The 14,485-nt window shown below is 40.0% G+C and carries 16 protein-coding genes; 15 read left to right on the forward strand and 1 reads right to left on the reverse strand.

The features are described from left to right. Positions 1-8: 8 nt before the first annotated feature. The 6 genes from CEF17_RS01360 to CEF17_RS01380 all read left to right on the forward strand — a co-directional run bounded on the left by CEF17_RS01360 (position 9) and on the right by CEF17_RS01380 (position 5,418). Positions 9-785 carry an SDR family NAD(P)-dependent oxidoreductase gene (locus CEF17_RS01360; protein ID WP_332835272.1) on the forward strand — a complete coding sequence of 259 codons (777 nt, stop codon included), beginning with the start codon at positions 9-11 and terminating at the stop codon, positions 783-785. Next, positions 779-1,747, forward strand: a complete 969-nt coding sequence (locus CEF17_RS01365; protein ID WP_100397979.1) for a 3-hydroxyacyl-CoA dehydrogenase family protein — start codon at positions 779-781, stop codon at positions 1,745-1,747. Before CEF17_RS01360 ends, CEF17_RS01365 begins: the two co-directional genes overlap by 7 nt. Positions 1,748-1,759: 12 nt before the next feature. Beyond that, positions 1,760-3,292 carry a class I adenylate-forming enzyme family protein gene (locus CEF17_RS01370; RefSeq protein ID WP_100397980.1) on the forward strand — a complete coding sequence of 511 codons (1,533 nt, stop codon included), beginning with the start codon at positions 1,760-1,762 and terminating at the stop codon, positions 3,290-3,292. 464 nt (positions 3,293-3,756) lie between these two features. Further along, on the forward strand, positions 3,757-4,701 hold the full coding sequence (locus CEF17_RS01375; RefSeq protein ID WP_100397981.1) for an AEC family transporter: 945 nt from the start codon (positions 3,757-3,759) through the stop codon (positions 4,699-4,701). A gap of 170 nt (positions 4,702-4,871) precedes the next feature. After that, a complete protein-coding gene (locus CEF17_RS20230) occupies positions 4,872-5,021 on the forward strand; it encodes a hypothetical protein (RefSeq protein ID WP_198508852.1) in 150 nt (49 codons plus the stop codon). Between the two features lie 163 nt (positions 5,022-5,184). After that, complete coding sequence (locus tag CEF17_RS01380) at positions 5,185-5,418, forward strand: hypothetical protein (protein ID WP_100397982.1); 234 nt, start codon at positions 5,185-5,187, stop codon at positions 5,416-5,418. 91 nt (positions 5,419-5,509) lie between these two features. Here the strand turns inward: CEF17_RS01380 and CEF17_RS20235 are convergent, their stop codons facing one another. After that, positions 5,510-5,725, reverse strand: a complete 216-nt coding sequence (locus tag CEF17_RS20235) for a hypothetical protein (RefSeq protein ID WP_100397983.1) — start codon at positions 5,723-5,725, stop codon at positions 5,510-5,512. 114 nt (positions 5,726-5,839) lie between these two features. Between CEF17_RS20235 and CEF17_RS01390 the strand changes: the two genes are divergently transcribed. The 9 genes from CEF17_RS01390 (at position 5,840) to cobA (ending at position 14,481) form a co-directional block, all read left to right on the forward strand. After that, positions 5,840-6,280: a hypothetical protein gene (locus CEF17_RS01390; protein ID WP_100397984.1), complete on the forward strand. Its 441-nt coding sequence runs from the start codon at positions 5,840-5,842 to the stop codon at positions 6,278-6,280. Between the two features lie 22 nt (positions 6,281-6,302). Continuing rightward, on the forward strand, positions 6,303-6,674 hold the full coding sequence (locus CEF17_RS01395; protein ID WP_100397985.1) for a DnaJ family domain-containing protein: 372 nt from the start codon (positions 6,303-6,305) through the stop codon (positions 6,672-6,674). Between the two features lie 70 nt (positions 6,675-6,744). After that, complete coding sequence (locus CEF17_RS01400; protein WP_157842888.1) at positions 6,745-7,836, forward strand: serine hydrolase domain-containing protein; 1,092 nt, start codon at positions 6,745-6,747, stop codon at positions 7,834-7,836. A 180-nt stretch (positions 7,837-8,016) separates the two neighbouring features. Continuing rightward, on the forward strand, positions 8,017-8,724 hold the full coding sequence (locus tag CEF17_RS01405) for a phosphoadenylyl-sulfate reductase (RefSeq protein ID WP_100397987.1): 708 nt from the start codon (positions 8,017-8,019) through the stop codon (positions 8,722-8,724). 32 nt (positions 8,725-8,756) lie between these two features. After that, positions 8,757-9,896 (forward strand): sulfate adenylyltransferase, encoded by a 1,140-nt coding sequence (gene sat / locus CEF17_RS01410; protein WP_100397988.1) that lies wholly within the window; start codon positions 8,757-8,759, stop codon positions 9,894-9,896. Between the two features lie 20 nt (positions 9,897-9,916). Further along, positions 9,917-10,996, forward strand: a complete 1,080-nt coding sequence (locus tag CEF17_RS01415) for an inorganic phosphate transporter (RefSeq protein WP_100397989.1) — start codon at positions 9,917-9,919, stop codon at positions 10,994-10,996. 41 nt (positions 10,997-11,037) lie between these two features. Continuing rightward, positions 11,038-11,637, forward strand: a complete 600-nt coding sequence (gene cysC / locus CEF17_RS01420) for an adenylyl-sulfate kinase (protein ID WP_100397990.1) — start codon at positions 11,038-11,040, stop codon at positions 11,635-11,637. Positions 11,638-11,989: 352 nt separating this feature from the next. Then, a complete protein-coding gene (locus CEF17_RS01425) occupies positions 11,990-13,039 on the forward strand; it encodes an anthranilate phosphoribosyltransferase (RefSeq protein ID WP_198508853.1) in 1,050 nt (349 codons plus the stop codon). 2 nt (positions 13,040-13,041) lie between these two features. Continuing rightward, positions 13,042-14,481: a uroporphyrinogen-III C-methyltransferase gene (cobA, locus tag CEF17_RS01430; RefSeq protein ID WP_198508854.1), complete on the forward strand. Its 1,440-nt coding sequence runs from the start codon at positions 13,042-13,044 to the stop codon at positions 14,479-14,481. Positions 14,482-14,485: the final 4 nt, after the last annotated feature.

Below are 14,485 nucleotides of genomic sequence, written 5' to 3' on the forward strand. Positions count from 1 at the left end.
ACGGAAGGATGAAAAAGATGAATACGAATTATAGAGAGCAACTTAAAAACAAGAGAGTCATGGTTACGGGAGGCTCTAAAGGAATAGGGAAGTCAGTCGCTTCAACCTTTGTTGAGTTAGGAGCAAAAGTTGCAGTGGTTGCTAGAAATGAAAGAGATTTAGAGGATACTGTAAGGGAATTAAATTCTTCTGGAGAAGGACAGGCCATAGGCATAAGAGGTGACGTATCCAGCATTTCAGATATAAAAAAAATAATGTCCCGAATGGATGAGGAGTTTAGAGGCATTGATGTCCTAGTAAATAGCGCGGGTATAAATAATCCTAAAAGTGTTTTAGAAATTACCGAAGAAGATTGGGACCAAATAATAGACATAAATTTAAAGGGTGCCTTTTTTCTTTCGCAGGAAGCTGGAAAGAGGATGTTTGAACAAAAAAGAGGCAAAATAATTAATCTTTCATCACAAATGGGACACGTTGGATATTATGGGCGGGCCGCTTATTGTGCAAGTAAAGGTGGACTTGAGCTTTTAAACAAGGTGCTTGCAGTCGAATTAGCTCCACATGTGTTAGTAAACACAGTGGCTCCCACTTTCATCGAAACCCCTTTAACAAAGGATTACTTTGAAGACGAAAGCTTTAAAAAAGAGGTAGAAAGGAATATACCATTAAATAAAATTGGAAAAGCAGAAGACGTGGCGGGTGCCATTCTATACTTAGCTTCAGATATGTCAAATCTGGTAACTGGTACCTCATTGCGTGTAGATGGGGGGTGGACAGCATGGTAAATAGAGATATAAAGGAACGTGTAACAGTAATTGGGACAGGAACGATGGGTCACTCTATTGCACTGAGCATCGCTTGGGCTTCAATGCCAGTAACTATGTATGGAGTCAACAGAGATGATATCGAAAAAGGGATGAAAAGCATTGAAGAAAAGGTAACCTTATTAATAGAAAATGACCTGCTTTCAGAGGAAGGTGGGGAGCAAATTATAAGAAATATCACCCCTTCCACCGAGTTGAGAGAAGCATTGCAGGATACCACCTTTGTTATTGAAGCTGCACCAGAACAATTAGAATTCAAACAAGACTTATTTAGAGATATGGAAATAATATGCAGTGAAGAAGTGATTTTGGCTAGTAATACTTCAAGTTTAAAACCAACAGATATTTCACAAAAGTTAGAATTTCCCGATCGTATGGTTGTCGTCCACTTTTGGAATCCAGCTCACTTACTTCCTTTGGTAGAGGTAGTAAAAGGAGAACATACTACCGAGCAGACAGTCGAAAGAGCGATGAGTTTACTGGATTACATCGGTAAAAAAGCAATCAGAGTAGAAAAAGAAGTTTTGGGATTTGTTGGGAATAGGCTACAATATGCACTTTTTCGAGAAGCGCAATATTTATACGAAGAAGGTGTAGCCTCCATTGAGGACATTGATACAGCAGTACACACAAGTATAGGCCGGAGGTTAGGAGAAACAGGCCCGTTCTTAACCGCTGATATGGGGGGATTAGATGTTTTTTCAGCAATCTCTGATTATGTCTTCCCTGACTTATCAAAAGATAAGAAATCCTTGCCTAACCTTCAGAAATTAGTAAGTGAAGGTTCCTATGGTCAAAAAAGTGGCAAAGGATACTATAGGTGGGATAAGGATTTTCATTTAAGTATGAGTAAAAACCGCGATAAAGAGTTAATAAGGTGGATGAAAAAAGATATGGAAAGAATAAGCAGAGAGAAGGTGTAATTTTTGAATTCAATGGTTTCTAACTTTAAGGAAGAAAATGAGTTTGGAAAACACAATCTTTCGCATTTATATGATTTATTTCTCAGAGGAGTAAAAAAGAAAAGAGATGGGATTGCTTTAATCCAGGATGAAAGGCACTTAACATATAAAGAAGTTGAATATTATTCTATTCAACTGGCTAATTATTTAAGGTCTCACTACAACATTAAAAAAGGGGACCGAGTAGCTGCATTTATGATGAATTCTATGGAGTATGGCTGCCTGGTTTTTGCTTGTATGAAAATAGGTGCGGTATTGTTGCCATTAAACATTAGACTTCAAAAAGACGAAATAGACTTTATTTTAGAAGATGCCCAACCAAAAGTTTGTGTAGGGGATGAAGGCTTTTTTGAAGAAATTAAGAGGTTGGAATATCAGTGCCCCTTGTTTTTAAGTAATGAAATCCTTATAAATAACTTTTATAAGGATGATAAACCTCCTTTGGAGGAAGAAACTGTTACTAAGGATGATCCGGCTTTTCTTATTTATACTTCAGGAACTACTGGACGTCCTAAAGGTGCCCTTCTTCACCATGGTGGAGTTATTCACACAGTTTTGAGTTATCAAATGTTTTTTGAAACATCAAGTTTAACCAAAACGATTATCGCGGTACCTATGTTTCATGTAACTGGTCTAATAGGTCAATTACTACACGTAGCCTATGTAGGCGGGACATCAGTGATATTAAAACGCTACCAGACCAGACCGTATATTGATAAACTTCTCGATGAAAAGGCTAATTTTTTATTTAATGTTCCGACAATCTTTACTATGCTGTTATCAACCTTTGATAAAACGAATGAGTCCCCATTTAATTTTGTTGAAACTATTGCCTTTGGAGGGGCTCCTATGTCACCTTCTTTATTAAAGAAGTTAGAGCAACAATTCCCTAAGGCAAGCCTTCACAATTGTTATGGAGCAACTGAAACATGTTCGCCAACCACAATCATGCCAAAAAACTATCCCTCCTCAAAGCAGGATGCGGTCGGGGTCCCAATACCCCAAGCAGAAGTGAAAGTAATTGGTGAAAACGGAGAAGAACTTCCTGAGGGAGAAATTGGTGAATTAATCATTAAAGGACCAATGGTCATCAAAAAGTATTGGAACTTTGATGAAGCTAATAAAAAGAACTTTCAAAATGGATTTTGGTTCTCTGGGGATTATGGCACTATAGATATTGATGGTTATGTTTATATCAAAGACAGGAAAAAAGACATGATTAATAGGGGGGGAGAGAATATATATTCTATTGAAATAGAAAATGTGTTAAACCGGCATGAAGCTGTGGAAGAAGCAGCAGTGGTAGGTGTGCCCCATCAGTTATTTGGGGAAGTAGTTAAGGCGTTTGTTGTTCCATTAAAAGAATCATTGGATATAGATGAGCTAAGAGATTATTCTTCTCGTTACTTAGCTGACTATAAAGTCCCAGAGTATATAGAAATAGTAAAAGAATTACCTAAGAACCCGGGTGGGAAAATACTAAAAAACCTTCTTAAAAATAATTAATATACTTTTGACTGAGAAGTAAGATTTGAATGCCCCCATTCAATCTTACTTTATTTCTTTGAATTGAAGTTAAGAACTGTAAACATTGTTCCCTAAAAGTCGCAATGAAGTCTAAGTAACTTAATAATAAATGTGAAATTTATATTATACTAGCTTAAAGATATGGAGAATTTGGAGAGTATCATGGACCAGGGTGCTTACTTATCCTTTAAACAAAGAGATGGTGTTAAAGAAGAGGCTTATGAAGCATTGTTCTATTATGACTCGTAATGAGGGTGTGTAAAGGTTTCTGGCCATATATTCTGCCTTGTCACTTTCGACAGGTTTTGTGAAAGTGGAGACGGCATAAGCTAGTGCGAACAAACAGGATAAAAAGTTATTTAAGAATAAAAAAGAAGAAATGGCTTTCTCATGTTTTCCACGTTGAAGTAGACCTTTAAACCGTTTTGTTGGAGGATGTTTAGGTGAGTTTTATTGGAATATTAAATCCCATAATGATTCTTGCTGTAATGGTTATTATTGGTTATATAATATCAAAAAATGTAGAAGTTACGTCACAGGTCAGACATTTTATTTCTTTTACAGTAATTAATGTAGCGCTTCCGAGTGTAGTAATACAGAGTATATTTCAATCTGAAATTACCTCTAGTCTTTTGTTTAACTTCAGCATTATATTTATTTGTGCTATTGTGTTAAACGCAACAGGAATGGCTGTTGGTTATTATACTGGTAAAATATGCAAATACACAGAAGTGGAATCTAGACAAATGGCTATTATGGCTGGGTGTGGAAATACTGGGTTTATGGGCATCCCCCTCGCTCATATGCTATTAGGCCCTACTGCAGCTGCATATGCTGCAATTTATGACGCAGGTACTATGTTCACGGTTTTTACAATTGGAATCATGCTATTACAGCGAGGGCGCTTTTCTATCTCCACATTTAAATCCATGTTAAATATGCCTCTTATTACTCTTGTTGTAAGTTTATCTATTGCTACTTTTGGTTATGGTATTTTTCCTTTTATTTTTGAACTCTCTGCAATGCTTTCTAGTTTAGCAGCCCCATTAGCTATGATTTATATCGGACTTCTTATACCAACCATTTCCAAGGAGAGATGGGACAAGGTGAAAAAAGGGTATAAATCTTTTATCGCTTCTTCAACTTTAATCAAGACTTTTTTAATGCCATTAACAGCTTTAACAGGACTCTTATTTTTACCCATTGATAATACATTAGGTATGGTAATTGTAATCCAGGCAGCAATGCCTACTTTTCTTTTGGCAAGTGTTTTATTTGGCCGTTATAACGGGTCTGAAGATTTAGGTGTGGTTGGAGTCATAGTAAGTGTCATTTTTAGTTTGTTGGCTCTCCCAATAATAATTGCTGTGACTTTGTTTTATTTATAAATTGAAGCTTGTGCTCCTATTCATAATCGCACTGAAAGAAGAGTTTACTAGCAGAAAAAAAGAAAAAGGGTTCCTAAAGCAATATCTTACCTAAGCATAATGAGGATAGGTATTTATTCCTCGAATACCGCGGTTGCTTACTTACCGGATGTGACTATAATTCGGAAAGTTTGGAGAAAAGAAGCGAGCGCTTCTCATACCACTTTGTATATTTTGGCTTCTTTATAAAAGCAAATTCAGTCGGCTTAGAGCTGGAAGAAGTAATGATTGAAGAGGGTCCCTCAGTCCATGAAGAAGTTGTGGTAGAAAAAGTAAATTGAATACATAAGGGGCATTCTTCTTTTTAGAGAGGAATGCTTTTTTCGTGGGAAATGCTGGTTTACCAGCCCTGTGGTATAATAAAATAACAAAAAGAGATCCTTAATACAAGAACATGTTTGTTCGTTAACTTGTTCCTGGAATATAACGAAGCAGGTGATAGCAATGAAGAAATGGATCGCTGACGTAAAAGCCCGGAAAGTTGAGTACAGCATTGTTTTACTCATACTAATAATTTCTGCTGCCGTAGGAGCTTATTTTACTACAATTATTGCTGCCAGAGACAATTTCGTAGGGTTTTACATGGGTTTCGTTTCAAGTACTATTGTATTATTTGCGGTTTATTCTTTAGTGGATAAACTTTTGCATATGTTTAAAGGAAAAGAGCGTGAAGCGTGATTTAATGCTTGCACGCTTGTTTAAAAAGATAAGAAAGTATACAATCTGACGATTGTTCCACTGCAGGCGGACACTTTCCGCGGGCAAGGCTTCAGCTACCTTCGGGAACACCGCCCTGTGGTACTTCAGCTCTTGCTATTCCCGGAGGATGAAGCGCAGTCTGAAGATCCGATTTTGCGAAGACGGCAGCAAGAAAAAATTCAGCTGAAGGCAATCCCGCGGGAAAGCTTCCGTTTGAAGTGAAGGCCCCGTCTTTTTTCACAATTAAATATAATAAGAAAGGTCCGGCCTTGAGTGCTTTTCTCAAGGCCGGTTCTTTCTTATTACACCTGGATTTTTTGTTTTTTCATTAATTAGGATGACGGTTGCATGGTATGATAGAAGATGTTATAGGAGTTACACGTAAAAGGAAGGTTTTTATATGACACATGTGATAACTGCGTTTTTTTCCGCCTTTATTTACTCAGCCGGTTTTGCCTTAGCCGGTTCTGAGCCGGCTTCCCGGCAAGTGGACGAAGTATATTATTTTTCCTTTCAAGAGTTGCTGTTATTTTCACTTGTGTATGCGTTCCCAGTTTATTTTATCGGAGGGATTCCATCAGCCATACTCCTCGAAAAAACTGTGAGAAAAATCAGGGCTTCGCAAGGGGCTTCTTATGTGTATCGTTTATTATTATACAGCGCTGCCGGCTTTGTAGTGATGTGTGCAGCTGTTGTCATTATTTCAGGTGGGCATGTTCTTACATTTCTTACTGACCTTATAGGATATGGTGTTTTTGGAGCAGTCGGAGCAGTTTTGTATTTTCATATATATCTAGCTGTAACAAGAGTGAGAAGGTATTTTGCACAGAAGAAACAGTAAGGGGAAAAGGGGGCGGCAGTTTATGGAGTTCTCGACTAGGCTGTCGGAGGAGCGTATCAAAGCATCCATAGAGAAGGGGGAGTTTAGTAATTTGCGAGGGGCAGGGAAACCTCTTGTGATTGAAAATGATTCTATGATTCCCGACGAGCTGAGAATGGGATACAAAATCATGAAGAATGCTGGATTTCTTCCAGAAGAGCTTCAGTTGAAAAAAGAAATGATTACGCTGGAAGAGCTTCTTTCTTGCTGTGCCGATGAGAATGAACAAACAGAGCTGAAAGAGAAGCTGAGCCAAAAATCCCTTCGTTTTCATCAGCTTGCAGAGCAACGTAAATTTAAAAACTCCAAAGCTTACCACACGTATAGTGGAGCGGTAAAAAAACGTCTCTTTTGAGAGCTTTTTTATCGCTTTTTTTACCTAGATTTGTTTTTTTACCCAGCTTGTTATAAAGGGGGCTAAAACATTGCAGGAGCTGATTCATTCCGTCATTACACCTTTAACAAAGAAAAGCAAGAGTATTCATGTCGGAATCACTCTGGAGGGAAAGCATTCCTACCAAGGGTTTGGCAGGTTGTCAGATGATAACAAAACCCCTCCTGATTTATATACTTTATTTGAAACGGGAGATATCGGTAAAACAGTAACTGCAGCCTTACTTGCAAAGACGATCAGGGAGGGGAAGGCGTCCTACCATGAACCTATCTCTTCATTCAGATGGGAATTTACTAATCTTCCTGATGAAATCACGCCCTACACCCTGGTCACTCACACGTCAGGAATGCCGTTTATGCCTACGAATATAAAACGTTACTTGTTAAGGAATTATAAGAATCCCCACCATTACTACAATGATGAAGACTGGATTGTTTACTTACGCAAATATAGAACAAAGCAGAAGAGCAAAGTCGATGATTTGCATTATTCCCACACTGGTTATGCGGTTTTAGGCAGGTTTTTAGAAAGAGTATGGGAGGAGCCTTTTGAAATCCTGGCAAAAAAGCTGGTCATGGCCCCCCTCGGTCTGGAGGATACCACCCTGACCTTTCCCGCTGAAAAATTGAAGAGAATGGCTCCTCCATACACATACCAGCTTAAAAAGACACACTTGGACAGGCCATCAACCTTTCAGGGCGCAGGAGGATGGATTTCATCAACTGCGGATTTACTATATTATCTTGAAGCGCACCTTTCCCCTTCCCCGGCATTTGCTTACTTTGCAGATACCCATGGCATAAAAGAAAAAAGCAGAAAAGGGATCAAAGGAGCGGAAGGAGTTTCTCGTGGCTGGATGATTGTTTTTCCTTTTGGAGAAAAGTATCCGATTCATTTTATTTCCGGCAGCACGGCAGGTTCTCAATGTTTCATCGGCTGGTGCAAACCGGCACATGCAGGAATAGTCATCTGCAGTAACAAAGGGGCAAAACGAAAAGAAATCCCCACTAGGACGGAGATATCGGCAGCTGGACTGGCTATTTTACGAGAAGTGGTGCAGGAAAGACTGAAGGAGAGAGGAATTTTTCGAACAACGGAGCTTCCTGCTTCATTTAATATATAAAGCATAGTAAAAATATCAGAATTCCCCAAAAAAGGTTTGACTTTTCTTCCTATCCTTTCTAAAATACACTTAACGACTAACCATATAAAGTATATAAAAATAGTAGGGATTAAAATGAGACTGTAAAATAAGCAGCTCAGTTTTACATTTTTTAGGGGAATGGAAAGTGGAGGTGACCGGATGCTTTTGGAATATCAAACAACTACTCCGAAAGAAGTAGATAATATTAACAAAGAATTAACAGGTAAAAATGCATCTGAAGTAATTGAATGGGGATATAAAACCTATGGTGATGATTTAGTTTATGCATGCAGTCTTGGGGCTGAAGGAATGGTTCTGCTTGATTTAATAAACAAAGTCCAACCTGGTGCGAAAGTTATTTTTCTTGATACGGATTTTCATTTTAAGCAGACTTATGACCTCTTAAAAAAGGTACGGGAGTTTTTTCCTGATTTAGAGATCAAAGCAGTTAAGCCAGAGCTTACTGTAAAAGAACAAGCCGAACAGCACGGAGATAAACTATGGGAAACAGACCCTGATAAATGCTGTGCTCTGCGAAAACTGGAACCACTTGAAAATGAACTGGCTAAACACAAAGCCTGGATGTCAGGGCTTCGGCGCGAGCAGTCACCTACAAGGAAAAATACTCAATATGTGAATATCGATAACCGATTTAATTCCATTAAAATATGTCCATTAATTCATTGGACCTGGGATGACGTGTGGGAGCACATTAAAAGCAACAACCTTCCCTATAACATTCTTCACGACCAGAACTTTCCCAGCATAGGCTGTTTTCATTGCACATCTGCTGTTTTAGACGGTCAGGATTCCCGCAGCGGCAGATGGAGCGGATCTGGCAAAACAGAATGCGGACTTCATAAGTAAGCAGAATATACTAAATCCAAGGAGTGGAAAAAATGACAGCTAGCAAACCTCATGGCGGTACTCTAATTGACAGAAGACAATTTGGTGAAGATGTATCATCCATCAAAGCAGCAATTGAACTTGACGACGTAGCATTATCTGATGTGGAGCTTATTGCAAATGGAGCATTCAGTCCTCTTGAAGGCTTTTTATCAAAAGAGGATTATGAATCTGTTGTAGAAAACATGAGGCTGAAAAACGGAGCCATTTGGAGTATCCCTATTACTTTGCCTGTGACTGAGGAAGCTGCAGAGCAATTACAGATTGGGCAGAAAGCAAGGCTTTCGTTTGAAGGAAAGGACTACGGCTATATCGTTGTCGAGGAAACGTACACTCCTGATAAAACTCGGGAAGCGGAGAAGGTGTATCATACGACAGACCTTGAGCACCCAGGTGTAAAGAAAGTGTTTGATCGTCCAGACGTTTACGTAGCGGGTCCAATTACGCTTACTGAGCCAGTTTCACACGATCGCTTTGAATCTTATTATTTAGAGCCGGCAGAAACAAGGGAAGAATTTAAAAGAAGAGGCTGGGAAACAGTTGTTGGCTTCCAGACTAGAAACCCTGTTCACCGTGCTCATGAATATATCCAAAAAACAGCCCTTGAAACAGTAGACGGTTTATTCTTGAACCCGTTAGTTGGAGCAACCAAAGCCGGAGATATTCCTGCTGATGTACGGATGGAGAGCTATGAGGTAATCCTGGAAAATTACTACCCTCAAGACCGGACCTTCTTGGCCGTCTTCCCTGCTGCAATGAGATACGCAGGTCCACGTGAAGCAATTTTCCATGCAATGGTAAGAAAGAACTACGGTTGTACTCATTTTATTGTCGGACGTGACCATGCTGGGGTAGGCGACTATTACGGCACTTATGACGCCCAGTTGATATTCCGTAATTTTGATATTGATGAGCTGGGAATTACGCCACTATTCTTTGAGCATAGTTTTTACTGCAAGAAGTGTGAAAATATGGCTTCTGCAAAAACATGTCCTCATGATAAGGAACATCATGTAATTCTTTCAGGAACAAAGGTTAGAGAAATGCTTAAGAACGGTGAAATGCCTCCTGCAGAATTCAGCCGGCCGGAAGTTGTAAAAGTCCTTATAGCTGGAGTAAAGGAAACGGTTTAAGGGCGTAGGAAGGTGAAAAAATGGATTGGACCATTGTAGCTTATATTATAGCTTTCTTTTTCGCCATGAATATTGGGGCAAGCGGAACTGCTGCTGCAATGGGACCAGCATATGGCAGCGGCGCAGTGAGCAGCAAAAAAACTGCTATGCTGTTAGTCGCTGTCAGTGCTTTTTTGGGAGCTTTAGCTGGCGGAGAAGTAGTGAAGACCATCGGGGGAGGAATTATCTCCGAATCCCTGATAAATGTTGAGATAGCAGTTATTATATTAACCGGAGCATGTTTAACCTTATTTATCGCAAACCTAATAGGAATCCCTTTGTCGACAAGCGAGGTGGTCGTTGGGGCCATTGTCGGTGTAGGAATTGCTTTTCAGGCTTTGCTTGTTAATAACCTCTTGTATATCATATCCTTTTGGATTATTGTACCATTTGTCTCGTTTTTTCTTGCTTTAGCAGCGGGGGTTCTTATTCTCAAGGCAGAGAAGAAATGGCCTCACTTGAAAGGGACTGGCAAATGGCGTAAAGGATTAGCAATTTTACTTATTCTAGCCGGGATGATGGAAGCTTTCGCTGCCGGTATGAACAATGTAGCAAATGCGGTAGGGCCGCTGGTAGGCGCCGGGTTGATTTCGATCCCATCTGCTGTTTTGATTGGCGGATTCTTTTTAGCGGCAGGCTGTGTTTTATTGGGCGGGAAAGTTTTAGAAACAAACGGGAAGAAAATTACGAGACTGTCTTTACTTCAGGGGACTGCTGTGTCTACAACAGGAGGAACACTTGTAATTATAGCTTCCTTACTAGGGATTCCTGTTCCCCTTACCCAGGTTACTACCTCTGCCATTGTAGGAATTGGAACAGCTGAGCATGGATTTCGGCTGTGGCAGAAATCTATCTTAAAGCAAATTGCTAATGTGTGGATATTATCGCCGATTGTGGCTCTTGTCGTTTCATATTCCCTTATGATGCTTTTTATTCACAGAGATATCTATACATTTATTATTATTGTAAGTGTATTTTTAGCTACGATAGGTTCAATTCATTTAATGCAAACGATAAAAAAAGAAAAGAGAAGCTTTCATGATGAAGGAAGCGGAATATAACACGTTAATCGATACGCGTATAAAATAGTGGAGGGATAAACATGGCTTCTGATCGAAATATTGTCTGGCATGACGCCTCAGTAAGCAAAGAAGAGCAACAGGAAAGAAATGGCCATAAGAGTTTTGTCCTTTGGTTTACAGGATTGTCTGGTTCAGGGAAATCTACGTTAGCGAATGCTCTTACACGTAAACTGTTTGAAAACGATAAAAAGGTCTATGTGTTGGACGGAGACAACATCCGTCATGGTTTAAATAAAGATCTCGGCTTTAATGACGATGATCGTAAGGAGAACATCCGCCGAATTGGCGAGGTTGCCAAATTATTTGTAGATGCAGGCCATGTTGTAAGTACCGCATTTATTTCTCCTTTTCGTGAGGATCGTGATACGGTCAGAGAGCTTTTAGGAGAAAGTGAGTTCCTGGAAGTCTACGTAAAGTGTAACTTGGATACTTGTGAGCAACGTGACCCTAAGGGGCTTTACAAAAAAGCAAGAAAAGGCGAAATTCCTAATTTCACTGGAATTGATTCTCCATACGAAGAACCGGAAAATCCGGAAATTGTAGTAGAAAGTGACTCACAGAATGTGGAAGAGTCTGTTGAACAACTATTACGTGAGTTGAAAAAAAGAGACCTCATCTAAGAGGGGATGAGCACCGATTATTAAACGGCACGATCAAAGGGATTCTTGGCGGAGTCCGGCAAAAAGACTTGGCATTAGCCAAGTCTTTTTTTAGAAAGGTTTTGTTAAAGATACAGGTTGATTTTAATCAGTCATTTGATTGTAGATAAAAAGCAAGATCTCACCGGCAAAGAGCCCTCACAACAGGGTGGTTTTCCCTAGGAAGCTGAACTAAGGCCCGAGGCATGGATACCGTGAAAGTGATTGAAGGGAAACATGAATGGATATAGAGGTGTAAGAGGGCGTCTTAAAAAAAGTAAACAATCCTTTAGGAAAAAGAGAAATGCAAGTGGGCAGCAAAGGAGGAAAAAAGATGAAGGAGTGGCTGAAGGAAGTAGCAAGAGGTGAAAAAGGTTCTAGAAACTTAACGTATGACGAAGCATATCAAGCGGCAACAGCAATTACTTCTAATCAAGCTACAGATGCACAAATTGGTGCTTTCCTTGCTTCAAAACGGTTGAATGGGGAGTCTTGGGAAGAGATGAAGGCTTTTGTGGACGCAATCAGGGAAAAATCACAACTGGGCGGGTCAATGAAAGGCGAGTCACTATCCATTGATTCTGCAGGTCCTTATGACGGCAGAAAGACGTTTCCGGCTACTATCCCTGTTGCATTTATTTTAGCAGAAGCAGGCATCAAAACTTACATACACGGCGGAAGGTCTCTGCCCCCGAAGTACGGAACAAGCATGCCAGAGCTATTTTCTCAATTTATCGGGAACCCTTGCAAAGCAGTTTCCGCTGTACGTGAAAAAGATGTTGAACGGGGAGTTGTTTTTTCAGATACATACCAACGTTCGGAAGCTTTAGACCGTTTATATCGAATACGTGATGAAATTGGAATCAGAACATTTATTAATACAGTAGAAAAACTCCTTCATTTAATTGAAACAGACATCCTTTTTTTCGGAGTATTTCATAAAAAAGCAGCAGAGACCATCATTCCTTTGATACAAAACCTTCCATATGAAGAAGCTTTTGTGGTGCAAGGAATTGAAGGATCAGAGGATGTACCTGTATTCAGGAATTCAACCTTTGTGTACCATGTGCAAAAAGGTTCAGTTGAACCCTTAACGTTTCGGCCAGCCGATTACGGGCTCAACAGATCTAAAGAATTGTTTCCTGAATACCCGTCTGTTCAAGAACAAGCAGGATGGATAAATAACATTCTGCAAAACAATATTGACGATGTAACAGAACCTCTTTACGCTCAAGTTCTTTTTAACGCAGCACTTAGGTTATACTTAGTAAAACAAGCGTCCTCCATGGAAGAAGGAATTGAAACAGCTGAGACGATATTGAAGAGTGGCGGCCCATGGAAAAGAGCGGAAAGATGGCGAACTCAGGAAGAAAGGGAGAGATAAGTATGGGAGTTGGAACGGTCTACCTTGTAGGTGCAGGGCCTGGTGATTCAAAGTTAATTACAGTACGAGGGTTTGAATATCTGCGGACTGCAGATGTAGTCCTGTATGATCGTCTGGTAAACCCCCTGCTTTTGGACGAAGCAAAACCAAAAGCCGAGCTGATCTATTGTGGGAAACTTCCTGACCGTCATCACTTGCGGCAAGAAGCCATTCAGGAAGTTATGATAGAAAAAGCAAAAGCAGGTCTTCATGTCATTCGTTTAAAAGGTGGAGATCCTGGTGTTTTTGGAAGGGTAGGCGAGGAGGCAGCTGCATTGGCAGAAGCCGAGGTACCCTATGAAATCATTCCTGGTATAACAGCTGGCATCGCAGCCCCGGCGTATGCAGGAGTGCCAGTCACTCATAGAGAGCATGCGAGCAGCTTTGCTATTGTGACAGGTCATGCCCAGACAGGAGAACCCTCTCCGAACTGGGAAGGTCTTGCAACTAGCATCGATACCATCGCTTTTTATATGGGAGTGAAGAATTTGTCTTTCATCGCTGAAAACTTAATAAAGCATGGAAAAAGCAAAGATACTCCTATTATGCTTGTAGAATGGGCGACGACCAGCAGGCAAAGAACGGTAGAGGGGACACTTGAGAATATTACGGAAGTCGTAGAAAGAGAAAATATAAAAAACCCAGCGCTTACTTTAGTTGGTGACGTAGTAGGACTTCGAAAAAGTCTGCACTGGTTTGAAAAGAAAAAACTCACAGACCAAACCATTCTTGTAGGACAAACAAATAGTAAACAAAGCTCCATCGCTGCAAAGCTTCGTGAAAACGGGGCAGAAGTGTTTGAATTTCCTTCATTTCGAGAGACTCCGGAATCCGAATCTTTTCCTGAAAATCTAAAATCTTTTTCTAAGATCGTTTTCCTTGCTTCTGAAAGCGTAACTCCGTTTTTTAAAGAAATTAAAAGAAGAAGAATAGACGTAAGGAGCTTACCCTCTGAAATCACTGCAACGACAAAAAGGGGAGCTGTGTATTTAGAGGAACATGGAATTTTTTCTGAAATAGACTCGTTTATACAGGAAGAAGAAGGAGTACTTTATATCGGAAAGGAAGAGCAGGTAGCTCCTCTTAGTGAGGATGGCTGGATCAGTCACAGGGCCGTGACTAATGAAAAAAGCAATATTACGCTTGTAAGGCTGCATCAGGATAAGAGGTTGACAACCGTTGTCTTTCCTTGTGCTGAATCAGTAGAAACAGTAACAAGGGAAGTGGAAGAAGCCGGCATTTCCTTTACAGAGTGGAAAGAAGATAAGCTGTTTATATGTTACGGACCAAAGAGCCGCATGAAGGCAGAAGAAAAAGGTTATGAGAACTGTATAGAGTTAGAACAGCCTGATGTCGATCATTTAATAGCTTCTTTAGCTGCCACACAAATTACGTACAGTTAGCAGG

Source organism: Bacillus sp. FJAT-44742, assembly GCF_002797315.1.
Classification (GTDB): domain Bacteria; phylum Bacillota; class Bacilli; order Bacillales; family Marinococcaceae; genus Thalassorhabdus; species Thalassorhabdus alkalitolerans.